At 66.0% G+C, this 24,739-nt stretch carries 21 protein-coding genes and 2 pseudogenes; 16 read left to right on the plus strand and 7 right to left on the minus strand.

Translation table 11 applies throughout. From position 1 onward, the window contains the following. Positions 1-153: 153 nt before the first annotated feature. On the minus strand, positions 154-1,752 hold the full coding sequence (gene rtcR, locus C4K40_RS11315; RefSeq protein WP_053138446.1) for an RNA repair transcriptional activator RtcR: 1,599 nt from the start codon (positions 1,750-1,752) through the stop codon (positions 154-156). A 203-nt stretch (positions 1,753-1,955) separates the two neighbouring features. On the opposite strand from rtcR, the gene C4K40_RS11320 reads away from it, so the two are divergent. The 10 genes from C4K40_RS11320 to C4K40_RS11365 all read left to right on the plus strand — a co-directional run bounded on the left by C4K40_RS11320 (position 1,956) and on the right by C4K40_RS11365 (position 12,188). After that, a complete protein-coding gene (locus C4K40_RS11320) occupies positions 1,956-3,506 on the plus strand; it encodes a TROVE domain-containing protein (protein WP_053138444.1) in 1,551 nt (516 codons plus the stop codon). 745 nt (positions 3,507-4,251) lie between these two features. After that, positions 4,252-5,478, plus strand: coding sequence for an RtcB family protein (locus C4K40_RS11325; protein ID WP_053138441.1), 1,227 nt, complete (start codon positions 4,252-4,254; stop codon positions 5,476-5,478). 4 nt (positions 5,479-5,482) lie between these two features. Then, positions 5,483-6,823: a hypothetical protein gene (locus tag C4K40_RS11330; protein ID WP_053138438.1), complete on the plus strand. Its 1,341-nt coding sequence runs from the start codon at positions 5,483-5,485 to the stop codon at positions 6,821-6,823. A gap of 16 nt (positions 6,824-6,839) precedes the next feature. Further along, the gene (locus C4K40_RS11335) at positions 6,840-7,484 is read left to right on the plus strand and encodes a hypothetical protein (protein ID WP_053138435.1); all 645 of its coding nucleotides are present in this window, start codon (positions 6,840-6,842) and stop codon (positions 7,482-7,484) included. Between the two features lie 14 nt (positions 7,485-7,498). Beyond that, complete coding sequence (locus C4K40_RS11340) at positions 7,499-8,290, plus strand: nucleotidyltransferase domain-containing protein (protein ID WP_053138432.1); 792 nt, start codon at positions 7,499-7,501, stop codon at positions 8,288-8,290. Between the two features lie 8 nt (positions 8,291-8,298). After that, entirely contained in the window at positions 8,299-9,330 is a 1,032-nt protein-coding gene (gene rtcA / locus C4K40_RS11345; protein WP_053138429.1) for an RNA 3'-terminal phosphate cyclase, read from the plus strand. 36 nt (positions 9,331-9,366) lie between these two features. Continuing rightward, the gene (locus C4K40_RS11350; RefSeq protein ID WP_031321440.1) at positions 9,367-10,002 is read left to right on the plus strand and encodes a glutathione S-transferase family protein; all 636 of its coding nucleotides are present in this window, start codon (positions 9,367-9,369) and stop codon (positions 10,000-10,002) included. An 81-nt stretch (positions 10,003-10,083) separates the two neighbouring features. Next, positions 10,084-11,172: a site-2 protease family protein gene (locus C4K40_RS11355; RefSeq protein WP_022643607.1), complete on the plus strand. Its 1,089-nt coding sequence runs from the start codon at positions 10,084-10,086 to the stop codon at positions 11,170-11,172. 102 nt (positions 11,173-11,274) lie between these two features. After that, positions 11,275-11,568, plus strand: a complete 294-nt coding sequence (locus C4K40_RS11360; protein WP_022643608.1) for a DUF3144 domain-containing protein — start codon at positions 11,275-11,277, stop codon at positions 11,566-11,568. 203 nt (positions 11,569-11,771) lie between these two features. Further along, the gene (locus tag C4K40_RS11365; RefSeq protein ID WP_053138426.1) at positions 11,772-12,188 is read left to right on the plus strand and encodes a hypothetical protein; all 417 of its coding nucleotides are present in this window, start codon (positions 11,772-11,774) and stop codon (positions 12,186-12,188) included. Between the two features lie 67 nt (positions 12,189-12,255). Here the strand turns inward: C4K40_RS11365 and C4K40_RS31795 are convergent, their stop codons facing one another. Beyond that, complete coding sequence (locus C4K40_RS31795; protein WP_157064377.1) at positions 12,256-12,432, minus strand: hypothetical protein; 177 nt, start codon at positions 12,430-12,432, stop codon at positions 12,256-12,258. Between the two features lie 584 nt (positions 12,433-13,016). Between C4K40_RS31795 and C4K40_RS32215 the strand changes: the two are divergent. Together C4K40_RS32215 and C4K40_RS32220 are read left to right on the plus strand one after the other, a co-directional pair. Next, positions 13,017-13,652: pseudogene (locus tag C4K40_RS32215) on the plus strand (cache domain-containing protein); the annotation flags it as partial. 585 nt (positions 13,653-14,237) lie between these two features. Then, a pseudogene (locus C4K40_RS32220) lies at positions 14,238-14,774 on the plus strand (methyl-accepting chemotaxis protein); the annotation flags it as partial. Between the two features lie 92 nt (positions 14,775-14,866). On the opposite strand, the gene C4K40_RS11380 reads toward C4K40_RS32220, so the two are convergent. Both C4K40_RS11380 and C4K40_RS11385 read right to left on the minus strand, forming a co-directional pair. Next, on the minus strand, positions 14,867-15,292 hold the full coding sequence (locus C4K40_RS11380; RefSeq protein WP_022643612.1) for a hypothetical protein: 426 nt from the start codon (positions 15,290-15,292) through the stop codon (positions 14,867-14,869). A gap of 118 nt (positions 15,293-15,410) precedes the next feature. Beyond that, positions 15,411-16,304: a LysR family transcriptional regulator gene (locus tag C4K40_RS11385; RefSeq protein ID WP_053138419.1), complete on the minus strand. Its 894-nt coding sequence runs from the start codon at positions 16,302-16,304 to the stop codon at positions 15,411-15,413. A 134-nt stretch (positions 16,305-16,438) separates the two neighbouring features. Between C4K40_RS11385 and C4K40_RS11390 the strand changes: the two genes are divergently transcribed. Both C4K40_RS11390 and C4K40_RS11395 read left to right on the plus strand, forming a co-directional pair. Then, positions 16,439-17,875 (plus strand): MFS transporter, encoded by a 1,437-nt coding sequence (locus C4K40_RS11390; protein ID WP_053138416.1) that lies wholly within the window; start codon positions 16,439-16,441, stop codon positions 17,873-17,875. 36 nt (positions 17,876-17,911) lie between these two features. After that, the gene (locus tag C4K40_RS11395; protein WP_053138413.1) at positions 17,912-19,633 is read left to right on the plus strand and encodes an alkaline phosphatase D family protein; all 1,722 of its coding nucleotides are present in this window, start codon (positions 17,912-17,914) and stop codon (positions 19,631-19,633) included. Between the two features lie 144 nt (positions 19,634-19,777). Here C4K40_RS11395 and lysA read toward each other — a convergent pair whose 3' ends face one another. Then, on the minus strand, positions 19,778-21,010 hold the full coding sequence (lysA, locus tag C4K40_RS11400; protein WP_022643696.1) for a diaminopimelate decarboxylase: 1,233 nt from the start codon (positions 21,008-21,010) through the stop codon (positions 19,778-19,780). Positions 21,011-21,138: 128 nt separating this feature from the next. Here lysA and C4K40_RS11405 point away from each other — a divergent pair, with 128 nt between their 5' ends. Both C4K40_RS11405 and C4K40_RS11410 read left to right on the plus strand, forming a co-directional pair. Beyond that, complete coding sequence (locus C4K40_RS11405; RefSeq protein WP_053138411.1) at positions 21,139-22,062, plus strand: LysR family transcriptional regulator; 924 nt, start codon at positions 21,139-21,141, stop codon at positions 22,060-22,062. A 306-nt stretch (positions 22,063-22,368) separates the two neighbouring features. After that, complete coding sequence (locus tag C4K40_RS11410; RefSeq protein WP_053138407.1) at positions 22,369-22,671, plus strand: hypothetical protein; 303 nt, start codon at positions 22,369-22,371, stop codon at positions 22,669-22,671. Positions 22,672-22,888: 217 nt separating this feature from the next. Here C4K40_RS11410 and C4K40_RS11415 read toward each other — a convergent pair whose 3' ends face one another. Together C4K40_RS11415 and C4K40_RS11420 are read right to left on the minus strand one after the other, a co-directional pair. After that, the gene (locus C4K40_RS11415; protein ID WP_022641052.1) at positions 22,889-24,067 is read right to left on the minus strand and encodes an acetyl-CoA C-acetyltransferase; all 1,179 of its coding nucleotides are present in this window, start codon (positions 24,065-24,067) and stop codon (positions 22,889-22,891) included. A 10-nt stretch (positions 24,068-24,077) separates the two neighbouring features. Beyond that, complete coding sequence (locus tag C4K40_RS11420; protein ID WP_031320552.1) at positions 24,078-24,737, minus strand: CoA transferase subunit B; 660 nt, start codon at positions 24,735-24,737, stop codon at positions 24,078-24,080. Positions 24,738-24,739 lie beyond the last annotated feature (2 nt).

The following is a 24,739-nucleotide window of genomic DNA, read 5'->3' on the forward strand; positions in this document are numbered from 1 at the left end:
CCGCTGCGCGCCCGTGCGCAGCCTGTGGCAGCGGCTACACGAGGCGGGCACTCTTGGTGTCTGGCGCAGCCTTTGTAGCCGCTGCCGAGCTTGCGAGGCTGCGCCAAGGCCCACAGGGCCTTCAGCGGGCATTCATGAGCAGCTACGCGATGCTCAACTGGTGATCTGTTTCCAGTCCAGGCCGAAGCGCGCCAGGTACTTGCGCAAGCGATCGGCGTCGTTGGGATTGGCCTTGCCCAGGCGCGAGACCCCGAACAGGCGCCGCCCGGCATCCGACAGGCTGTCGGCGCGCCGGCATTCGGCGATCACCGCCTTGAGTTGCAGGCGGTCGAACAGGTCCAGTTCCACATCTGCACCCAGCAACAGTTGCACCTCGTCCTCGACCTGTTCCAGGCCCCAGGCATGGCGCAGGCGCTGGATCTCTTCCTGGGCCAGGGCCTCGTCGATCCGGCCGCTGTCGGCCAGGGTGGCCATGCGGGTGATGGACGCCGACAGCTCGCGGAAGTTGCCCAGCCAGGCCGCTTCGCTGGAGCTGGCGAAGGCCAGGTAGCGCCGCCGGGCCTCGAGGTTGAAGCGCACCAGTTGGCCTTGCTCCCGGGCATGGCGTTCCAGCTCGAAATCGATGTTGGGCTCGATGTCTTCACGGCGCCCCGCCAGCCCCGGCAGATTGAAGGTCCAGAGGTTGATCCGGGCGTACAGGTCTTCGCGGAACAGGCCCTGGGCGACCCGGCCGCGCAGGTCGCGGTGGGTGCCGGCGATGATCAGGAAGTCGCTCTCCACCTCCTGGTCCGACCCCATGGGGAAGAAGCGTTTTTCCTCGATGGCCTTGAGCAGCATCGCCTGTTCGTCCAGGCCCAGTTCGCCGATCTCGTCGAGGAACAACATGCCGCCGTGGGCCGCTCGCAGCAGGCCGTCGCGGGCATTCTGGGCGCCGGTGAAGGCGCCCTTGGTATGGCCGAACAGTGCCGACATGGCGCCGTCGCCGCGCAGGGTGGCGCAGTTGACCTCGACAAAGCGCCCCTGGACCTGGTGCCGCCCACGCTTGAGTTCATAGATGCGCCGGGCCAGGAACGACTTGCCCGCCCCGGTGGGGCCGATCAGCAGCATCGGGGCCCTGGAACGTACCGCCACTCGCTCGATCTGTTCGATGGAGCGGTTGAAGGCCAGGTTGCGGGTGGCGATCCCCGACTTGAGAAAGGCCAGGCCCTCCAGGCGCTTGTGGGCGAAGCGCGAGGCGATGCGGTCATAGCGCGACAGGTCGAGGTCGATCAGTGCATGGGTACCAGTGGCGTGCTCGCTCGGATCGCGGCGCCGGGCTGGGGAGGTCTGGATCAGCCGCGCCGGCAGGAAGCGGGCCTCGGTCAACAGGAACCAGCAAATCTGCGCCACGTGGGTCCCGGTGGTGATGTGCACCAGGTAGTCCTCGCGCTCGGTGTCGAACGCGTAGGCGCTGGTGAAGTCGTGCAGGGCGCCATACACCTCCTCGAAGTCCCAGGGGTTCTTCAGCTCCATGGGGTGCAGGCGCACCTCGGTCTCGGGGGAGACCTGGCGAATGTCGTCGGCAATGCGCCCGGCGAGGCTGATGTCCCGGGCGTCGACGCCATGGATCAGTTCCAAACGGTGGATCAGCACATCCTGCTGCTGGCACAAGCCCACGCTCGGGCGCCAGTGGCTCCAACGGTTGGCGCCCTTGCCGACGCGATCGAGGGTGGCACCGACGAAACCGATGGCGACCGTGGACTTGCCCGACATGTTTATACCTTTAGATAAATTGCGATAGATAAAGATATAAAATCAGAGAGGTGGTTGTCGTGAAAAATCACCGAAGAAATCAAAATGAAAAATAAATACGTTTAAAATCAATAAGTTAAAAAATAATTCGATAAAGAATTCAAAACTGGCACGGCGGCTGCAATATCTCTGGCAACGAACAAGACAACCAGCGAGACGCCAAGATGGCCAACCAGCAGCTGTTCAACACCCAACAGGCAAAAGCCCCGGCGAGCGACACCCGCAATGCCTCCCAGGCTCCGGCCTACGCCTACGACGCCAAGCATCGCCTGGCTCAGCTGGCGGTCACCGGTTGCCTGAACTCGACCTTCTACACCTCGCCCGAGGATCAGCTGGAAGCCGTGTTGCAACTGGTGGGTGCAGTCGACAGCCGCTTCGTGGCCCAGGCCGCTCGCTACGCTCGCCAGCAAGGCCATATGAAGGACATGCCGGCGCTGCTGCTGGCAGCGCTGACCGCGCAACGTTCGGTCCAGGTGCCCGAGCTGTTCGCCCAGGTGGTGGACAACGGCAAGATGCTGCGCAACTACGTGCAGATCCTGCGTAGCGGCGTGACTGGTCGCAAGTCCCTGGGCTCGCAACCCAAGCGCCTGGTACAGGACTGGCTGAACAACGCCAGCGAGCGCCAGCTGTTGCAGGCATCGATCGGCAACCAGCCGTCGCTGGCGGATGTGGTCAAGATGGTCCACCCCAAGCCCCGCGAGGCCTGGCGCGAAGCATTCTTCGCCTGGCTGATCGGCAAGCCGGTGGATGTCCAGGCGCTGCCCGGGCTGACCCGCGAGCTGCTGGCGTTTCGCAGCGGGGCCAGCACTCAGGTGCCGGATGTACCGTTCCAGTTGCTGGGCAACGAGACCTTGAGCGCCGAGCAATGGGCCGCCCAGGCTCGCAACATGGGCTGGCAGGGGCTGCGCATGAACCTCAACACCCTGGCTCGCCACGGTGCGTTCCAGGTGCGCGGTTGCACGGAGTATGTGGCGGCGCGGCTGGCGGATGCCGAGGAAGTGGCCAAGGCCCGGGTCTACCCGTACCAGCTGCTGGCGGCCTACCGCATGGCGGGGCAGAAGGTGCCGTACCGGGTACGTGAAGCGCTGCAGGATGCCCTGGAGCTGTCCCTGGCCAACGTGCCGGCGCTCAGCGGTTCGGTCGTGGTATGCCCGGACGTCTCGGGGTCGATGCACAGTCCGGTCACTGGCCATCGCCAGGGTGCCACCACAGCGGTGCGCTGCATCGACGTGGCGGCCCTGGTGGCGGCGGCGGTCCTGCGCAAGCGGCCGACGGCGCGGGTCATGCCGTTCGAGCGGGAAGTGGTGGATATCCGCCTCAATCCCCGGGACAGCGTGATGACCAACGCCCAGAAGCTGGCGGCTATCGGTGGCGGCGGGACCAACTGCTCGGCACCCTTGGCGCAGTTGGCCAATGCGCGGTTCAAGCTGGATACGCTGATCCTGGTCTCGGACAATGAGTCGTGGATCGACGCCCGGCGCCATGGGGCCACTGAAACCATGCGCCAGTGGGAGCGGATCAAGGCGATCAACCCCAACGCCCGGCTGGTTTGCATCGATATGCAACCCGGGGCCACCACCCAGGCCCCGGACCGTGAGGACATCCTCAATGTCGGTGGCTTCAGCGATGCGGTGTTCGACGTGATCGAGCAGTTCATCGCCGGCAACTACGGTGGCCAGCACTGGGTGAAAGCCATCGAGGCCCTGGCGCCCTGAGCGCCAGGTTATTGAGTCAGAGCATGCGCCGGGTAGTCGGCGCACACAGAAGTTTCTTGATCATTGGCCCTGAATGCCGCTGTGACTACATCCAAAGACGTCTCAGCAGATTTTGTCAGGGCCGGTGACGGCGCGAATGCCGGTGGCTGTACATCCTGGTCTTGCCGGTTCGAATCCGGCTATCAGTCACTACTGTTGTCGCGCCACCTGTTTTGCGGTTTTTTGCGACGAATGCCGATGGAACTACATCCAAGGCTCGAGATGCGGGTGCAAGCCCCGCCGGTGCTCGAAAAGGGCGCCGTGGTTCAACCACCAGAACGCGAGTGCATCGTTTCATCGATCCCTTGTCGTCGCAGGTTTTCCCCGCCTTGGCGGGATGGCAGCGAATGCCACGGGTACTACATCGTGTCGCGGGTTCGAGCCCCGCCAGCCGCAAGGCTGTAGCTCAGTGGGTAGAGCAAATGTGCCCGTTCCCTTGTCGCTGCCCGCAGGCCCGGCCTGCACCGATTGACCCGGCGAATGCCGGTGGAACTACAGGACAGCCTGGTCGCGGGTTCGATTCCCGCCCACCGCAAGGTGGTAGCTCAGGGGTAGAGCAGGCTGCATGTTTCACCTTTTTTTGTCGCCAAGACCTGCCGGATGACCGGCCACCCGATCGATCATGGGCGCAAGACTGCAATCCGCTCTTGCGCTGCCGATATAACAAGGCCCGGATTCGGGCCCCAGGAAGAACGAGTAAAAAGATATGGAACGCAAGACCTACCAATTGCTGGAAGTCGCCAACGGTAAGCCAATCAAGATGTGGACCCAGGGCGTGCCCGTGGAAAACGAAGCCCGCCAGCAACTGATGAACACCGCCAAGATGCCCTTCATCTTCAAGCACCTGGCCGTGATGCCCGACGTCCACCTGGGTAAGGGATCGACCATCGGCAGCGTGATCCCCACCGTGGGCGCGATCATTCCGGCGGCGGTCGGGGTGGATATCGGCTGCGGGATGATCGCCGCCCGGACCTCGCTGACCGCCTCCGACCTGCCGGATAACCTGGCCGGGTTGCGTAGCGCCATCGAGCAGGCGGTGCCCCACGGTCGTACCTCGCCACGTAGCGGGCGAGACAAGGGGGCCTGGGGCGAGATCCCGCAGCAGGCCGACCAGGCCTGGGCGGCCCTGCATCCACGGTTCAAGGCGATCACCGATAAGTACCCGGCGCTGGCCAACAGCAACAACCGCCAGCATCTGGGAACCCTGGGAGGCGGGAACCACTTCATCGAGGTGTGCCTGGACGAGGCCAACCGCGTCTGGTTCATGCTCCATAGCGGTTCGCGCGGCGTAGGTAATGCCATCGGCAACCTGTTCATCAACCTGGCCCAGGCGGATATGCGCCAGCACATCGCCAACCTGCCGGACCGCGACCTGGCCTACTTCGAGGAAGGTAGCCAGCACTTCGATGATTACGTCGAGGCCGTGGCCTGGGCCCAGGATTTCGCCCGGCAGAACCGCGAGTTGATGATGCAACTGGTGATCCAGGCCACCCGCAAGGTGATCAGCAAGCCCTTCGAAGTGGCGCTGGAGGCGGTGAACTGCCACCACAACTACGTACAGAAGGAGCGCCACTTCGGTGAAGAGGTGCTGGTGACCCGCAAGGGCGCGGTGTCGGCGAAGAAGGGCGAGTTGGGGATCATCCCCGGGTCTATGGGGGCCAAGAGCTTCATCGTCCGCGGATTGGGTAACGAGGAGGCGTTCTGCTCCTGCAGCCACGGTGCCGGTCGAACCATGAGCCGGACCAAGGCCAAGAACACCTTCACCCTGGCCGACCAGATCCGCGCCACCGCCCATGTGGAGTGCCGTAAGGATGAGAACGTGATCGACGAGATCCCGATGGCCTACAAGGACATCGACCAAGTGATGGACGCCCAGCGCGAACTGGTGGAAGTACTGCATACCTTGCGTCAGGTGGTATGCGTTAAGGGGTAGAGCGATGGATGTCATGGATATGCTGGAGTGCCCGCCCGATTGGCACTATCAACTGAGCGACTATGAAATTGGCCGGATGCGCGAAGTCTGGCAAACCCGGGACGAACACGATGCCTGGCTGGTCCTGAGCGGTTTTGGCAATGGCTTCGTGCGCCAGTCGGCAGTACGACGCCTGGCCCGCCAGCCGTCGGCCGCCGCCTTGGTGGTGCTGCTGGAGCGTCTCAACGATTGGGTACCCCAGGTTCGCCAGGAGGCGGCTACGGCCGTGGAGCTGTACCTGGTACCTGAACATGGCGCCTTGTGGTTGCAGGTTCTCGGTCCGCTGCTGGCCTTGACCGCCAAGCAGCGGGTCAGCCACGGGGCGACCCTGGAACGGGCACGAGCGGTGCTGCAGTTGCCGCAAGTACGAGGCAAGGTCGAGCAGGCCTTTGCCGCTTGCCGGGGCCGGGCCGCACGGTTCGTCTTCGAGCTGCTGCTGGACAGTGGCGCGGATCGCCCGGCACTGCTGGCCCAGGCCCTGGGCCATGGCGAGGTCAGCGTGCGGCAGATGGCGGTGGACGCCTGCGCCGAGCTGGCTAAAGAGCAGGCCCGGCCGTTGCTGGAGCAGGTCATGCGGACCTCGGGCGCTAGCGTGCGGGTCAAGGCCCTGCGCTTGTTGCTGCCGCTGTTGGACGACCCGCGCGAGCAATTGCGCCAGGCCTTGCTCGACCCCTCGGCGGCCCTGCGTGGCCTGGGGCATTGGGCGGCGCCACGCTATGGCCTGGAGCCACGGGAAGTGCTGCTGGCCCGGGTGCTGCAACCGGCGCCGGCAAACCGGTCGCAGTGGCAGGGCCTGCTGGGCCTGGCCAGGGAACTGCAAGAGCCCCGGGCCGATGCCATGGTGCAACTGGCCCTGGACTCGCCGGCCTTGAACACTCGTCTGCTGGCCCTGCATAGCCTGGGCGAGCGCGGCATGGCCTGGCAGCTCAAGGCCCTGGGCGATGTCTCGGACAAGGTCTTCGAGATGGCGGTCAGCCTGCTGCGCGAACAACCCTGGGCGGTATTCGACGAAGCCCTGGAGCAGTACCTGGATGTTCACTGGCCAGCGCTGCCTGCATGGCGCCAGCGGATGCTGCTGAGTCTCAAGCCGGGCTGGCGGCAGCTGGAGTACCTGCTTTGGTGCCTGGACCAGGCCCCACAACAGGCGAGCTACTGGCAGGCGCAATTGGCCGGCTGGTGCAGTGGGCGTTATGCGCTGTTCGACCCGGTGACCCCCAAGCCGCTGCGCGAGGCGCTGACCCAGCGGGTACGAATGATGGAAAAAACCGGAGAACTGCCGGCGGGCTCACTCAAGTGGCTGCCATGAACCAAGGAGAGCAAACATGCTGCCAGCACTGCTGAACCTGCAGGACAACGAGTCGATCCAGGCCCTGCGCCGGCAATTGAGTGAGGCGGACTGCGTGTTCGATTTCGCGGTGCTGGACGTCGCGCCACAGGCCAGCGTCGACCTTGATCTGCATCGCCAGGCCCTTGGCGCCTTGTACCTGCAGATAGAAGAGCAGCGCCGCGAGGCGCGGCGCCGGCTGATCCAGGAACATCCGCGCTATGCCGATCTCGGCGAGGCGCCGCCGATGCGCTGGGAAGTGCAGCGGGCCGTGGCTCGGGAGCTGGGTGCGCAAGAGATCCAGCGCCTGGGTACCGCCAGCGTGCTACCAGGTCCGCAGGCCTTGTACCAGGCCTTTATCGATCCGCCTTACCGAACGCGTTTCCCCGAGGATGGCGAGCCGCCGGAGGCGATCTTCCAGCGCTGGCTGGCGTTGCTGGGGCTTGAACCCGAGGCGCGGCCGGTGGTGATCGACTGGGTGAGCGACTTGCAGTTGGAGTGGGAGGTCGAGGGCACTGCGGCGACCGAGGCCTGGAGTGATTATTTCGATGAGGGCCTGGAGTGGTGGGGCGTCTGGTGCCTGAGCATCTGGAACCCCGAACGCCGGACCTTGGGGGTGCTGATGGCCAGTGCCACCGATTGAACAGGAAGCAGGACATGCAAGTAGACAAGGAACTTCACCCCCTGGACGACGCTATGCGCGAACGGGTCCTGGAGGAGCTGGCGCGGATCGAGCGCGAGCGCAATGTGCAGGTGCTGTATGCCTGTGAGTCCGGTAGCCGGGCCTGGGGGTTCTCCTCCACCGACAGCGACTATGACGTGCGTTTCATCTACGTGGAGAAACCCGAGTGGTTCATCCAGGTGGACGCCGCGCGGGACGTGATCGAGCGCCCTCTGGACGATGAGCTGGATGTCAGTGGCTGGGAGCTGCGCAAGACCCTGGGGTTGCTGCGCAAGTCCAACCCGACCTTGCTGGAATGGCTCGACTCGCCCCTGGTGTATCGCCGCGAGGCGACTGCGACCGCGCGTTTGCGCGAGCTGGCCGAGACCTTCTACAGCCCGCCGGCGGCACGCAACCACTACCTGTCGATGGCCCGGAAGAACTTTCGCGGCTACCTCCAGGGCGACAGCGTGCGGTTCAAGAAATACTTCTATGTGCTGCGACCGTTGCTGGCTGTGCGCTGGATCGACCAGGGCCGGGGCCGACCGCCCATGACCTTCGCCGAGCTGCTGGAGACCGTCGATGACCGGCGACTGCTGGACGAGGTGGATGAGCTGCTGGACTTGAAGCGTCGTGCCGATGAGTCCGCCTACGGTCCACGGCGCCCGGTGCTGCACGACTTCATCGCCGCCGAGCTTGCGCGCCCGGTGCCGAAGCTTGCGCGCACCCATGAAGACAATGCCCTGCTGGACGCCTACTTGAGAGACACCGTCCGGCACTACGCTTAAGGAACATGATGAAACAGGATGTGATCGAGCTGGACGGCGCCATTGGCGGCGGCCAGGTACTGCGCAGTGCCCTGAGCCTGTCGATGCTCACCGGCAAGGCCCTGCGGATCGGCAATATACGCGCCCGGCGCAGCCGCCCGGGCCTGATGCGCCAGCACCTGACGGCGGTCCAGGCCGCTGCCCAGGTGTGCGGGGCCAGTGTCCGGGGGGCCGAGCTGGGCTCCCAGGTGCTGGCCTTCGAACCGGGGCCGATTCGTGGCGGCGACTACCGCTTTTCCATCGGCACCGCCGGCAGCTGCACCCTGGTGTTGCAGACCTTGCTGCCGGCGTTGCTCCAGGCTCCGGAGCCCAGCCGGGTGATGGTTACCGGCGGCACCCATAATCCCCTGGCGCCACCGGCGGACTTCCTCCAGCACTCCTGGCTGCCGCAGCTGCGGCGCATGGGCGCGCAGGTGGAGTTGCAGTTGCTGCGCCATGGTTTCGTGCCGGCTGGCGGTGGCGAGCTGGAACTGTTGGTCCGGCCTTCGACCCTGCAACCTGTGCATCTGCAAGAGCGTGGCGCCTTGCTTGGGCGTCGGGCCTGGGCCCTGAGCGCCGGCCTGCCGGAGCATGTGGCCGAGCGTGAACTGCGGCGGGTGGGCAATCGCCTGGGGCTGTCCCGGGAGGAGCTGCAAGACGTGCAACTGGATGAGCAATACGGCCCGGGCAACGTGCTGTTGCTGGAGTTCGCCCACGAGCACCTGACCGAGTTGTTCTGCGGTTTCGCCCAGAACGGCCTGCGGGCCGAAAGCGTCGCCGATGCTGCCATCGACCAGGCCCGGGAATGGCTGGCCTCCGGCGCGGCGGTGGCCGAGTGCCTGGCCGACCAGTTGTTGCTGCCCATGGCTCTGGCCGGTGGCGGCAGCTTCACCACGCCGCGCCTGACCAATCATCTGGCGAGCAATATCCAGGTGATCGAAGCCTTCCTGCCGGTGCGCTTCCAGACGCGCTCCGTGGCCGAGCAGGTGCTGCACGTGGAGTGTCGTTCCCGGGACCGATAGGCGTAGAGTGCCCCGGTCAACCTGGAGGTCGCCAAGATGTATCACTTGTATGGAAGCCAGGGCACGGGGTCGGCCATGGTGGAGATTGCCCTGGAGTATTGCCAGGCGCCGTATCGCTGTATCGAGGCCGCGCCCTGGCAAGCCAGCCCGGGGCGGGATGCCCTGGAGCGGCTCAATCCGTTGTTGCAGATTCCCACCTTGCAACTGCCCGACGGCAGCATCCTCACGGAAAGCGCGGCGATCCTGATCCACCTCGGGTTGCAGTTCGCCGATTCCGGGTTGCTGCCGACCCAGGCCTCGGCGCGGGCCCAGGTCATTCGTGGCTTGGTGTACATCGCCGCCAACTGCTATTCGGCGATCGGCATCCTCGACTACCCGGGACGTTGGGTGAGCGATGCCGACCCGGCGCTGGAGGCGCGGGTGCGCCAGGCGACCGGGCAACGCCTGCACCACGCCTGGGAGCTGTTCGCCCGCCAGTTCACCCCACGGCCTTTCCTGGGTGGCGACGCGCCCGGGGCCCTGGATATCCAGGCGGCGGTGGTGTCGCGTTGGGGCGGCGCCAGGGACGCGCTGCGCCACAGCCAGCCGCACTTCGTGGCCTTGCTCGAGCGCATCGAGCACGAGCCCCGGGTGGCCCCGGTGCTGGCCCGGCATTGGCCCGGATCCTGCTGAGAGCCGGCTTGAGGTGTTGGGGGCAAAGCTGGCAGTCTGCGCGCCCGGATTCCCCAAGGTTCACTTCGAGGACGTTACGCAATGGATGGCAAGCACTGGCCCAAGGCCCTGAACCGACTGCTGCTGATGGTGCAAGGCGCCTTGGTGATCAGCGGCTGGTTCAGTGCCACCTTCGTCATCGGCACCAGCAGCGGCCGGCCATTGCTGGGGCTGCTCCTGGCCTTGGCGCTGGGGATCCTGGGCATCTTCGTGCACGAGGCCGGGCACTACCTGGCGGCCCGCTGGTGGGGCATGCCGGTGCTGTCGATGCGGCTCACCGTCCTCGAACTCCAGGCGCGACGGCGTGGCTGGCGGCTGCGCCTGCGCAAGTGCCTGGGCGGTTATGTGATGGCGGCGAGCAACCTGCAACGCTCGCTGCGCGGGCAATGGCTGGCGGTGGCGTTCTGTGGCCCATTGCTGAACCTGCTGGCGGGCCTGGCCGCCCTGGGCCTCGGGCTCGCCTGGCCTGGGTTGGCCGGCGCGGTGCTCCTGGGGTTTGCCGCGATCAACCTGGCGCTGGGGGCGGCCAATCTCATTCCGACCCTGGGGACCATGCCCAGTGACGGCCTGCTGCTGTGGCGCTGGTTCACTCATCGTGATGACCAGCTAGCGGAACTGGCCTACGCCCGACTGCTGGCCCTGAGCGTGGCCGGAGCCACCAGTGGGCAGTTGCCGCAAGCGGACCTCGAACACCTGGACCAGGCGGCCATGCCCCAGCCCCTGGTCGCCTTCAGCTACCGGCTCGCTGCCCGGCAAGAGCAGGGCGACTGGGCGGCGGCGCAGGCGATGGAACCTGAACTGGAGCGGCTGCTGGAGGGTCGGGCAGGGGAGCTGCCTGGCCTGCAGGTGGTGGTCGATCTGTTGCGCACGGAACTGGCCTTCTGCCGTGCCTGCCAGCAACGTGACGCGAGCCTGTTGCAAGGGGCTCCGCTGACCGCCGAGGTCGAGTGGTACTCACCCTGGTTGCGGCCGCGGGGCCAGGCTCTGGCGGCATTCCTCGACGGTGACCGGCCGCGGGGCGAGTCGCACCTGGAACAGGTCCAGCGGCTGGCCGATGACAGCGTGATTTTGTCCCTGGGCAAGAGCGAAGCCTTGTTGGCCGAGCATCTGCGGGCCTTGCCCGGAGCATAGGGGCAGGCGGAGATTGGCGCGGCGCTGAAAACCGTCGGTTTTGCCGGGCAAAGCTCTTATACTCCGGCGCCTCGTTTTCATACCCAGTAAAAGGACCCACCTGTGGCCAACGAACCGGATCACGAATTCTTCGATCGCGCCGACGCCATCATCGACCTGGCCAACTCCCAGGTCGCCACCTGCGGCCGTGGCAAGGTCAGCGCCTCGCTGATGTACGCCAATGCCCGTTTCTGCGCATTCATCCGCGCCACCGGTTGCCGTGACGCCGAGGAAATGGCCGCTTCCAAGCAGCAGACGCTGGACTACTTCGTCGATCAGTTCCGCCACATGCTCGACGAGCACTTGACGGACTACGCCGAGAATTTCGCGCAGTACACCAACCGCTCGCCGGAGTGAAGACCGCCGGCGCCGCCTGGCGCCGGGGCACCCAACCGCTGGTCCTGTTCCTGCCAGGAGTCCCGAGGCTTGCCGAGGGGCTCGACTAGACTTCGCTTGCGGCGCGTCTTGCCGGTCGTTGCACCTGTACCAGAGGCCAGCGTCCGGTAGTGGCAGGCGCTGTCCGCAAGCAGGACATACCCAATCAGCAAGGAGTGCCAACCATGATCGTCATTCCACAACGTGTCATCGAAAACGGTAGTGTCATCTCGCTGCGTGGCGACTCGGGCAACTACATGTCGCGCATGGGCGCGACCGGCCTGGAGTTGTCCAAGGGTTCCATCGATCAGTACTGCAAGTTCAAGGTGGTGCTGGTGCAGATCGGCACCGACAAGAAGCTCGCCCTGCAGGGCGATAACGGCAAGTTCATGTCGCGCATGGGGGCCACGGGCCTGGAGCTGTCCAAGGACAGCATCGACCCGTATTGCCAGTTCGCCTACGCCATCGATACGGCCAGCGGCCAGATATCCCTGCGTGGCGACAACGGCAAGTGGATGTCGCGGATGGGCGAGAAGGGCCTGGAGCTGTCCAAGGACGGCATCGATCGCTTCAGCCAGTTCATGCTGGTGCTCGAAGGTTGAGGCGCACGCGATAAGGGCTCAAGCCGCAGGTGACCATGCTTCCATGGCTCGAGCCTGCGGCTCGGCCTTACCGGCTCCGCGCCAGGACCTCCATCAACTCGCCGCCGTTCTTCACCGCGATCACCGTGGCCAGGAAATCCTCCAGGCAGGTCAGGCTGCCTGAGGTGTGCATGTCCACCTGCCGCCCCTCGACCCCAAAGCTCCAGGGCCCACGGCGTCCGCTGCTGGGCAACTCGAACTGCACGCATGGGTGCTCGGCGAGCGCCTTCTGGCCTTGGAACTGGCCGGCTCCCGGTCCAGGTCAATGCGGTGGCGCCGGGCATCGTCGATCCCCCCTTGCATCCGACCGAACCGCAGACCCGTGCCGCGCTCCAGGCCCTGGCCCCCAGGGGGCGTACCGGCGGTGAGACAGTGACGGCGATCCGCCGGCGCGAGCGCAACAGGCGAGGCTGACGCATCGGGCGTGCCCTGGCCGGAAGCGATATTTATGTGAACGATGTCACTCTTTTCTCAAGGGAACACCGGTCGCGGTCGATAACGTCGGGATGCCTAACTGATACGGAGTTCGTCATGGCTTTGCTTCCGGTTCGTCTGTCTCATCGTTTGACCCTCGGCAGCGTGCTGCTGTTGCTGTTCACGGCGTTGGCGGTTTTTGCCGTGATGACCCTGCGGGGACAACCCAAGGTAGTGGAGGCGAGCTCGGCACTGATCGAACAGACCGGCAGTGCCATCGTCCGTCAACTGGCCTTGCAGTTGGCGGGGATCGAAGGCGTGACCGTGAGCATGGCGCACATGGTCGAGGGCCTGCCCAAGGAGCCGGAGCTGGTCATGGCCACCGCGCCCAAGGTGATCGACCACGAGAACGACAAGGCCATCGCCGGTGGCGGGATCTGGCCGGAACCCAATGCCTTCGCCCCGGGCGTGGAACGCCGCAGCTTCTTCTGGGGGCGCAGCGACGCGGGCTCGCTGGTGTATTCCGATGACTACAACGCCGCCGGCAGCGCCGGTTATCACCATGAAGCCTGGTACACGGGGGCGCGCAATAGCGCTGCCGGGCACTGCCTGTGGTCCGAGGCCTACCAGGACCCGGTGACCCAGGTGCCGATGACCACCTGCAGCGTGCCCTATCGCCAGGGCGGCGCCTTTGCCGGGGTGGCCACCATCGACCTGCGCCTGGACGACCTGGCGCGCTTTCTCAAGGAACAGGGGGCGGTCACCGGCGGTTATGCCTTCGCCCTGGACCAGGCCGGCAACGTCCTGTACTTCCCCGACGCCCAGGCCAGCGGTGGCGCGCAGATGCTCAGCTTCGACGCCTTGAGCAAGCAGCAGGCCTGGTTGCGCCCGGTGGCCGAGACCCTGGCCGGCGCGGCGCGTCCCGGCCAGGTGCGCAGCCTCGACCTGGACCGCGACGGACGCTTGCAGGAAGCGGCGCGAGTCAGCCTGTTCACCATGCCTGGCACCGGTTGGACCATCGGCCTGGTGACTCCAGAGAAGCGGGTCACCGGCCTGGCCCGGGCCATGACCACCGAGATCCTGGTATTCCTCCTGCCATTGCTGGCCCTGTTGCTGTTCTTCGCCTGGCTGGCGGGCAACAAGCTGATTGCCCAGCTTGAGGAAACCACCCGCCAGATCGATGCCCTGGGCAGTGGCCAGGCCACTGACAATGCCGAGCTGCACGTGGATCGGGCCGATGAGATCGGCGCTCTGCGTGGCGCGGTCAACCGCTATGCCGGGCAGTTGCGGCAGATGCTGCAGAAGATCGCCAGCGAAGCCCGCCAGTTGCAGAGCGAAGCCGCGCGCCTGGGCGAGTTGAGCAGCACCCTGGCCCGGCGCGCCGAGCAGCAGCGCCAGGAAAACACCCAACTGGCCACGGCCATCACCGAGATGTCCTCCAGTGCCCAGGAAGTGGCGCAGAACACCAACAACTGCGCCGATACCGCGCGCCAGTCGCTGGTGGTGGTGCAGGATGGCCAGCAGCGGGTGGCGGCCAACAGCGAGTCGATCCAGCAGCTGTCCACGGAAATGGCCGAGGCAGCCTCGGTGATCCAGCGCCTGGAGCAGGACAGCCAGCAGGTCGGCGCGGTCCTGGACGTGATCAAGGCCATCTCCGAGCAGACCAACTTGCTGGCCCTCAATGCCGCCATCGAGGCGGCCCGGGCCGGCGAGCAGGGCCGTGGTTTCGCCGTGGTGGCCGACGAGGTGCGGACCCTGGCCGGGCGTACCCAGACCTCGGCCAACGAGATCAGCGGCATGATCAACGATCTGCAGCAGGCCTCGCGCCAGGCGGTGCAGGCCATCCAGTCCGGCGAGTCACGCACCCGCCAGGCGGTGGGCGAGGCAGCCGGGGCTTCGGACGCGCTGTCGAGCACGGTCAACAGCTTCGATGACATTTCCCAGCGGGCGCAGCAGATTGCCGTGGCGGCGCAGGAGCAGAGCCACGTGACCCAGGAAATCAACGAGCTGGCGGTACGTATCCACAGCATCAGCGAAGACAACGCCCGGGACGCCCAGGCCCTGGACAAGGTCAGCGAGGCCATGCAGGCCTTGTCAGGACGCCTGGCCGATCTCAGTCACGGTCAGGTCTGAAGCCGTGCCCGCCCGACCCAGCCAGGGTCGGGCGGGCGGCTTCGGCCTTTTTCGCCGCCGGGCCCGCCGGCGCCGAATCAGCTGTACGCCAGCTATTGCAGCTTGAAGTTCAGCAACAAGCCCAACGCCACACCGAAGAACCCCAGCAGGCCGCTGCCCAGGGCGCTGCGTGGCGGGCGGCGCTTGGCCAGGTAGCGGGCCGCGGCGGCGCCGAGCACCGCACCGGGGAAGTTGAGCAAGTAGTAGATCCAGCCCAGGGCATCCTGCGGGGTGGTGATCCACAGGCAGAACAGCAGCAGGTGGATGGCCAGGGCCAGGGCGGCGCCGGCGACCATGGCCGAGGTCGGGCGGGTCAGGAGCAGCAGGCCGAGGACCAGCGCCTGGGGCAGCCAATAGGCCGCGAAGTTGTCCCAGAAGTAGTCCAGTGGCACCAGGGCCCGGGCAATGGCCAGGGCCATGCCCAGGATGATGGCGATGATGGCGGGCAGGTGCTGGAGCGGTAGACGGTGCAGTGGCATGAGGACCTCGGGATGGGCGGGCAGGGACTTTTTACGGCCCAGGGTCGTGCCTGTCCAGTGTCACCGGGCGATGGCCAGCGTTGGGCGGTCCAGCGCAGGTGGCGCGTGGCGTGCGCCTTCAGGCCATGCTGCACAGTTCGTGCACGCACTGGCGTAGCCAGCGGTGGGCCGGGTCGGCTTCCATGCGCGGGTGCCAGAGCAGGGAAATGGTCATCGGTGCGAGCGCCACGGGCAGCTCGAAGGCATGCAGGCCGGCCCGCAGGTTGCTGGTGTGGCGCTCGGGCACCATGGCGATCAGGTCCGAGCCCCGGGCCAGGGCCAGGGCGGCGGAGAAACCGCTGACCAGGGCCATCACCTGGCGTGCCAGCCCCCGCTCCTGGAGGACATCGTCCATGGGACCGTGGCCATGTCCCTGGTGGGATACCAGGATGTGCTGGCCGGCCAGGTAGTCGTCGAGGCTGACCGGGCCCCGGCTCAAGGGGTGGCCGGCACGTACCACGCCGATCAGGCGATCGCGGAACAGCGCTCGGGTGCGCAGCTCGGGGCTGGTGCCGGCATCCACTACTGCGGTTTCCAGATCGATGCTGGCTTCGCGCAGGGGCTGGCTGTCGCGGTCCAGCTTGGGCACGAAATGAATCCGCACGCCCGGTGCTTCCCGCTGCAGGCGGGCGAGCAGTGCCGGGCCAAAATTCTCGACGAAACCGTCGCGGCTGCGCAGGGTAAAGGTGCGACGCAACTGCCGCAGGTCGACCTCGGTGGCCGGGCGCAAGGCGGCCAGGGCCTCTTCCACCAGAGGGCCGATCCGCTGGCGCAGTTCCAGGGCTCGGGGCGTGGGCACCAAGCCGCGCCCGGCGCGCACCAGCAACGGGTCGCCAGTGGCCTGGCGCAGGCGGGTCAGGGCCCGGCTCATGGCCGACGGGCTCAGTTGCAGGCGTGCGGCGGCGCGCGCCACGCTGCCTTCGGCCAGCAGCACGTCCAGGGTCAGCAGTAGATTCAGATCGGGAGTCGACATGGGCGAAATCTAGCATGGCCGAACGCGGCTGGCATGGCGTTGCCTGCAGCTATTAACTGCACCTGCCGCGCCTTCCGCCACCCTTGCAGCCAGTCCAGGCTAGGGGGACCGATCACCCTCGCAGGAGTCGTTGCATGTCCACCCTCGAAGTCGCCCCGCGCCTGGAACCTCTTGCCTCCCGGGCGCGCTGGGCCCTGGCCAGCCTGGCGCTGGCGATGCTGATGCCCTCCCTGGATACCAGTATCGCCAATGCCGGCTTGCCGCAGCTGGCCCTGGCGTTCGATGCCTCCTTCCAGCAGGTGCAATGGGTGGTGCTGGCCTACTTGTTGACGATCACCATCCTGATCGCCAGTGCCGGGCGCCTCGGCGACCTGCTGGGACGGCGGCGGGTGCTGTTGGGCGGGATCATGCTGTTCTGCCTGGGATCGCTGGGCTGTGGCCTGGCCCCGGGCCTGCATGGCTTGCTGGCAGCCCGGGCGGTGCAAGGGGTAGGGGCGGCGGCGATGCTGGCGCAACCCCTGGCGCTGGTGAGCGATAGCTTGCCCAAGGGGCGCACCGGTAGCGCCATGGGGCTGCTGGGCACGCTATCGGCCCTGGGGACCACCCTGGGGCCAGCGCTGGGCGGCTGGTTGCTGGCCAGCGTCGGTTGGCGCTGGATGTTCCTGGTCAATCTGCCCCTGGGCCTGGCTGCCCTGGTGCTGGCCTGGCGCTGCCTGCCGGAGGATCGCCGTTCGACCGCAAGCGATGGGTTCGATGTGCCCGGGACGTTGCTCCTGGCCCTGGGGTTGGTGGCTTATGCCTTGGCCCTGACCCTGGGCCGCAACCTGCTGGCGCCTTTGAACCTGGGGTTGTTGCTGGTGGCCGTGGTCGCGGCAGGTGCCTTGCTGTGGGTCGAGCGCCGGGCCCGAGCTCCGCTGTTCCAGCCGGCCCTGCTGCGGCGCCGGCAACTGCGCGCCAGCCTGCTGACCAGCTTGTTGGTGTCCACGGTGATCATGAGCACCTTGGTGGTCGGGCCGTTCTATCTTTCCCGTGGGTTGGCGCTGCCAACCGTCTGGGTGGGCCTGGGATTGTCCCTGGGGCCCCTGGTGGCGGCGATGGTCGGGGTGCCGGCCGGACGCCTGGTGGATCGCCATGGCCCGCGGTTGTCCTGCCGGGTCGGCTTGTTCGGCATGTTGCTGGGCCTGGGTTTGCTGGTATTGCTGCCGGTGCGCCTGGGACTGGCCGGGTACCTGCTGCCGATCGTCTTGGTCACTGGCGGTTATGCGTTGTTCCAGGCGGCCAACAATAGTTTGCTGCTGCTCGATGCACCGGCTGCGCAGCGCGGGCTGGCGGCCGGGCTCCTGAGCCTGTCGCGCAATCTCGGGCTGATCAGCGGCGCGGCCGCCATGGGCGCGGTGTTCGCCCGGGCCTCCCGGGGTGGTGCGCTGGAGCATGCCGCAGCCGCTGCGCAGGGTATGCGGGTGACCTTCGGGGTGGCGGCGGTGCTGGTCCTGCTGGCCTTGCTGGTGGCCCTGGTGGAGCGCCGACCGGAGGCGTCGTTCGAGGCTTGCCGGGCACCGCGCCCGGACTAAGCTTGGCTGGCACACCCTGCCAAGGAGCCGGTCATCGTGAGCAGCCTGCGTACCCCTTCGTTAGGCCCGATCGTCGGGCACACCACCGATACTTCCTGCCGCCTGTGGATCGCCGGCTCCGATGCCCTGGACGAGAAGGGCGTGGCCGAGGACATCCGCACCATCGGCGTCATTGGTGTGGTGGGCGGCAATGGCAAGGTCGCCGCCCAGGACATCTTCTATTTCCGCTTGCGTCGCGAGTTCCACCGCACCGGCACCTTCAACCTCGGTATCGACACGAGCCTGTGGCGCAACGAAACCGAACGCAAGCAGCTCAAGCCGTTCCTGCTGAGCCCGGCGACGCGCTACCGGGTACGCATGGCCTCGCTCAACGTCGATGACGCGGGCAGCAACGACGATGCGGTGTCCAGTGAGTCGGTGGTGCAGCGCCTGCCGGCACCCGGGGCCTGGGCCAATGACCTGAACCGCAGCGGGGCGGACAAGAAGTACGTCGAGGCCGAATTCACCACCCAGGCCAGCTCGGCCAAGAAGCCGGCGCCGCTGAGTTTCCTGCTGGGTTCGTGCCGTTATCCGGGGCTGCTGTGGAAGCGCAAGAATGCCGATGCGATCTTTGCCCCGATGCTGGCCGATCATGGCGATGCGCAATTGGTGCTGATGGTCGGCGACCAGATTTATGCCGACCTGCTCAACCGCCTGGTGCCGATAGGCCTGGCCGATACGTTCGAGGAGTTCGAGGAGCGCTACCACACGGCTTTCGGTTCGCCGAACATCCGCCAGCTGCTGGCGTGCCTGCCGACCTACATGATCCTCGACGATCACGAAATCGAGGATAACTGGACCCAGGACCGCATTCGCAAGGATCGCGGCAAGCGCTTGTTGTTCAACCTGGCCATGGGCGCCTACATGAGCTACCAGTGGAGCCATGGCCCGCGCTTTGCCGACAGTTACGTGCACGGGCGCGGCATGTCGGGCGACGACCAGTACTTGCAGCAGTTGCAGACCAACCAGCTGTTCTATGATTTTTCCTGTGTCGACTATCCATTCTTCGTCCTCGACACCCGCACCCAGCGCTTCCTCGACGACGTCCCGGATGCCCTGGAGGACAATCACCTGCTGGGCCGGCCCTCACTGCATCGCAGCGAGCCCGGCCAACTCGATCGCTTGTGTGCGTGGCTGCGGCACATGCAGGAAGATCGAGGCAACCAGCCGAAGTTCATCGTCACCTCCAGCGTCTTCGTGCCCAATGGCGTGGATACCCTGGGCAGCGACGGTGATGCCCTGCGCCACAAGAACGACAGCGATGCCTGGGCGGCATTTCCCAGCACTCGCCGCGCGGTGCTGGACACCTTGCTCGAACACCGGGTGCAGAACGTGGTGTTCCTGTCCGGGGATATCCATTGCTCGAACATTTCCCGGTTGCAGTTCAGTGGGGCGGGCAAGGACTTGGTGGCCTACGCGGTGACCTCATCGGCGTTCTACTGGCCCTTTCCCTTCGCCGATGGTGATCCGGCCGGCTATGTGCACGACTCCCAGGCGCCAGCCACGCCCGACGGTTTTACCCTGGCGGGCGGCGAGACCATGCATTACCGCACCTGGGCCTTCACCCAGGCCGATAACTTCGCACGGATCGACCTGCAGCCGGGCAGCGCCGAAATGCAGGTGCAGTTCTACGGTGCCGATGGCGCGCCCCTGGTGACCCGCAAGCAGGACGACGCCATGGACGAGCGGCCGGAACGACTGCAACTGGCGCCTTGGTAGGTCAATGCCGAGCAGTTAATGGAACTGCAGGAGCGAGGCTCACCCGCGATGGACTTCTGAGCGCCGGGTTTATCCGGTAGACACCCGCTACCGTTAACGAGCATCGACCGGCTGCTCCTACAGGGGATCCAGTGACAGGCCCAGTTACAGCCCCAGTTCCAGTGCCAGCAGGTCGGCCAGTGGCTGGCGCCGGCGAATCAGTTTCGGCTGGCCGTTTTCGAACAGCACCTCAGGCAACAGGGTCCGGCTGTTGTAGTTCGAGGACATGCTCGCGCCATAGGCGCCGGTATCGTGCAGCACCAGCAGGTCGCCGACCTGGGCCTGGGGCAGCAGGCGCGGGGTCAGGCACTCATCGTCCTGGGTGAAGATGTCGCCGGACTCGCACAAAGGGCCGCCGACCACGGTCGGTCGTTGCGGGCGCCGGACCGCTTGGCCGTTGGCGTCCAGCAGGCTCATGCCGTGGTAGGCGCCATACATGGCCGGGCGCATCAGGTCGTTGAAGCCAGTGTCCACCAACACGAAGTGATGCTGGCCGGCATCCTTGACCACCCGCACCTCGCTGACCAGGCAGCCGGCCTCGGCCACCAGGAAGCGCCCGGGTTCGATTTCCATGTGCACGCCGTGGCCCAGATAGGCCTCGATTTCCTCGCGGGCGACTTTCCAGGCGTTGGCGTAGCGCTGCACGTCCACCGGAGTGTCGCCGTCGCGGTAGGGAGTGGACAGGCCGCCGCCGATGGAGAAGGCCTCGATGTCGTGGTCCAGGGACTTCACGGCCGCCACCATGGCCGCGCCCACCTGCTCCAGGTGGTCGTAGTCGACCCCGGAGCCGATATGCATGTGCAGGCCCACCAGGTGCAGGTTGTGCTGGCGAATCACCGCCAGGGCCTCGTCCACCTGGTCGTGCCAGATCCCGTGCTTGCTGTTTTCACCGCCGGTGTTGGTCTTGCGGCTGTGGCCGTGGCCGAACCCGGGGTTGATCCGCAGCCAGACACGATGCCCGGGGGACTGTTCGCCCAACTGGCGGAGCATGTCGATGGAACCGGCGTTGACCTCCACTTGCAGTTCCACCACACGCTTGAGGGTGGCCTCGTCGAACAGGTCGCAGGTGAAGACGATGCCGCCGTTGGCCGGGCTGAAGCCGGCCAGCAGGGCCCGCTCGATCTCACCCAGGGAGACCGCATCGACCCGCACCCCGGCTTCGCGGATCAGGCGCAGCAGGTGCAGGTTGGACGAAGCCTTCTGGGCATAGCGCACCACGTCGAAGGCTTGCAACTGGGCGATACGCGCCTGGATGGTGGCGGCGTCATAGCACCACAGCGGGGTGCCGTACTGGCGGGCGGCGGCGACAAGCTGTTCGGGGGAGAAGGGGATGGCCATGGCGAATGCAATCTGTGGTCAGTAAGAGAGCGAGCAGCATGCCGACTCTTGTCCATTCAATAAAATATCTATTCTTTGTCGTGTGATTCAGTTTTGATATGGGCTGAATTCAAATCTGGAGCCTGTCCGTGCAGATTTCTCTGCGGCACATCGAAGTCTTTCGCGCCATCATGCAGGCCGGCAGCGTCACTGGCGCCGCGCGCCTGTTGTTCACCTCGCAACCCACGGTCAGTCGCGAGCTGGCGCGCCTGGAAAGCCTGTCCGGCCTGTGCCTGTTCGACCGCGAGGGCGGGCGCCTGTTGCCCACGGCCCAGGCCCTGCTGTTGCTGGAAGAGGTGGAGCGGGCCTATGTAGGCCTGGAGCGGATCAACAGCGTCGCCCAGTCGATCCGCCGCTTCGAGCACGGCCAATTGAGCCTCTGCTGCCTGCCGCTGTTTTCCCAGACCTTGCTGCCCCCGGTATGCAAGGACTTCCAGGCCTGCCACCCGGGGATCGGCCTGAGCATCAGTGCCCAGGAATCGCCATTGCTGGAAGAGTCCCTGAGTGCCCAGCGCCACGACCTGGGGCTGACCGAAAGCGAACACCTGCCCCGGGGCACCCAGGGCGAGCTGCTGTTTTGCGCCGACATGGTCTGCATCCTGCCTGAAGGCCATCCACTGCTGGCGAAGACGCGATTGTCGGTGGCGGACTTTGGCGGCCAGAACTTCATCAACCTCTCGGGGCTGGATATCTATCGGCAGACCCTGGACGAGCATTTTCGCCAGGCCGGGGTCGACCGCCGGGTGGTGGTGGAAACCACCAACGCCGCCTCGGTGTGCGCCATGGTGCGACAGAGGCTGGGGGTGGCGATCATCAACCCGTTGAGTGCCATGGAGGAAGTGGGCAGAGGGCTGGCGATCCGTCCGCTTGAGCTTTCGGTGCCTTATCGGGTGATGTTGATTCGCCCGGACTACAGGCCGTCCTCGAGCTTTGTCGAAGGTTTCTGCCAGTCGTTGCGGGCCCAGGCCAAGGCGCTGGAAGCGCAGGTGGGCCAGATCGTGGTGGGGGGCTAGGCTGGGCGCATGTGCGAGCCGCTCGGGGAACGGACGCTCCCGAGAGCTGTTTCGACGTGATGGGCCGGGTAGGGTGGAGCTTCGCTTCGCGAGGAAAGATGTCCCTCTCGTATTGCTGCAGGCAATTATCCAGGATCAGGTCAGTTGTCGGCCGGGCATGTTGAAAGAGCTGGGCGGTGTGACGCAACACGGCATGCCTTGGGGTGCGCAGTCAGGCAGCCATGGCGGCACCTGTCTGGCACATTCTGCATGCCCGGACCGGCAGCCACTCGCCTAATCCTCTGACTGCTTCTGGAGTTGAACATCATGCCTATCGCCATTCACGCACGGAACAATACCGCTGCTGCGCAGCAAGTCGCCATCAGGAACAATCGCCAGGGCAATGACCTGGCCAACGTGAACATACCGGCTGGTAACAATGTGGTGCTTTATGTCTTGCCGGCGGATGCCAGCGCCAACCTGTATTTGATCTGCAATGGCAACAATGCCCAGACGACCGACTTGAGTGTGGTCTACCAGGGTTTCAGCAGTGTGCAGCAGGACAGTGACTGGGCCCGTCAGTGGACGGTCGAAGGCGCTCCGGATGGGGTGCAGCTGGATCTGGCGTGACGCTCCGCCAGCCTTTGATACCGGGACTGTCTCCCGCGCTCGGGTGGACGGTCCAAAGATGCCGGAGCCCATAGGGCTCTGGCTTTTTTTCGAGCTCATCACAGCGACCCTTGGCAGGCGAGCAGCCTGCGCGGATCACCGGCCTTGCTCGAGGGTGTCGCGACCCGGCCGTCGGATGTCGTGGGTCCTCGGGCCGGGCGTTGAACGCGGGGGGGGGTTAGCGCTCGATCGCCAAGGCCACGCCCTGGCCGCCGCCGATGCACAGGGTCGCCAGGCCCTTGTGGGCATCGCGCTTGATCATTTCATGCAGCAGGGTCACCAGCACCCGGCAACCCGACGCACCGATCGGGTGGCCGATGGCGATGGCACCGCCGTTGACGTTGACCTTGGCCGGGTCCCATGCAAGCTCCTTGGCCACCGATAGCGACTGCGCGGCGAAGGCTTCGTTGGCTTCGATCAGGTCCAGTTGCTCCAGGCTCCAGCCGGCCTTCTCCAGGCAGCGGCGGGTGGCCGAGACCGGGCCGATACCCATGATCGCCGGATCGACCCCGGCGTTGGCGTAGGCGGCGATCTTCGCCAGTACCGGCAGGCCCAGGGCCCGCGCCTTGCTGGCGCTCATCAGGATCACGGCGGCGGCGCCGTCGTTCAGCGCCGAGGCGTTGCCGGCGGTGACGCTGCCGTCTTTCTTGAACGCCGGCTTGAGCTTGGCCAGGGCCTCGGCGGTGGTGCCGGGGCGGGGTTGTTCGTCGGTGGCGAAGGTGACGGGCTCGCCCTTGCGCTGGGGAATCTGGATCGGGGTGATCTCGTCGACGAAGCGCCCGGCCTCGATGGCCGCGGCGGCCTTGCGCTGGGAGTCGGCGGCGAAGGCGTCCTGGGCTTCACGAGTGATGCCGTATTTTTCCACCAGGTTCTCGGCGGTGATGCCCATGTGATAGTCGTTGAAGGCATCCCACAGGCCGTCGCTGATCATGGAGTCGATCATCTGGCTGTGGCCCATGCGCAGGCCGGTGCGGGCGCCGGGCAGGACGTAGTTGGCCAGGCTCATGTTCTCCTGGCCGCCGGCGATGATCACCTCGGCGTCGCCGCAGCGGATGGCCTGGGCGGCCAGGTGCAGGGCCTTGAGGCCGGAGCCGCAGACCTTGTTCAGGGTCATGGCGGGCACGGCATGGGGCAGGCCGGCCTTGATCGCGGCCTGGCGTGCGGGATTCTGCCCGGCGCCGGCGGTGAGTACCTGGCCCATGATGACTTCGTCGACCTGGGCCGGGTCGATGCCGGTCTGGGCCAGCAGTTGGCGGATCACCGCGGCGCCGAGGTCGACGGCGGGAATGGCCGCCAGCGAGCCCTGGAAGGTGCCCACGGCGGTGCGGGTAGCGGCAACGATTACGACGTCTTGCATGATGGGCTCCTCAGGCGAACTGCATTTCGGGAACGTGGTCCGGCACGATCAGCTTGCCGGCGGTCTTGCTGACGATTTCCTCGACGCTGACCCCGGGGGCGCGTTCCTTGAGGATGAAGGCGCCATCCTCGATTTCGAGGTAGGCCAGGTCGGTGAGCACGCGCTTGATGCACTGCGCGCCGGTCAGCGGCAGGCTGCAGCGGCTGAGCAGCTTGGACTCGCCGTCCTTGGACGCGTGGGTCATGGTGACGATGATGTTGTCGGCACCGGCCACCAGGTCCATGGCGCCGCCCATGCCCTTGACCAGCTTGCCGGGGATCATCCACGAGGCGATGTTGCCCTGCACGTCCACTTCGAAGGCGCCGAGCACGGTAAGGTCGATGTGGCCGCCGCGGATCATCGCGAAGGATTCGGCGGAGGAGAAGATCGATGCGCCGATGCGTGCGGTCACGGTCTGTTTGCCGGCGTTGATCATGTCGGCGTCGATCTGGTCCTCGGTGGGAAAGGCGCCCATGCCCAGGAGGCCGTTTTCCGATTGCAGCATGACTTCCATGCCGTCGGGGATGTAGTTGGCCACCAGGGTCGGGATACCGATGCCCAGGTTCACGTAGTAGCCGTCCTGCAGTTCGCGGGCGACGCGCTGAGCCATTTGTTCGCGGGTAAGAGCCATGT

The sequence above is a fragment of the Pseudomonas sp. CMR5c genome (genome assembly GCF_003850545.1).
Lineage (GTDB): Bacteria > Pseudomonadota > Gammaproteobacteria > Pseudomonadales > Pseudomonadaceae > Aquipseudomonas > Aquipseudomonas piscis.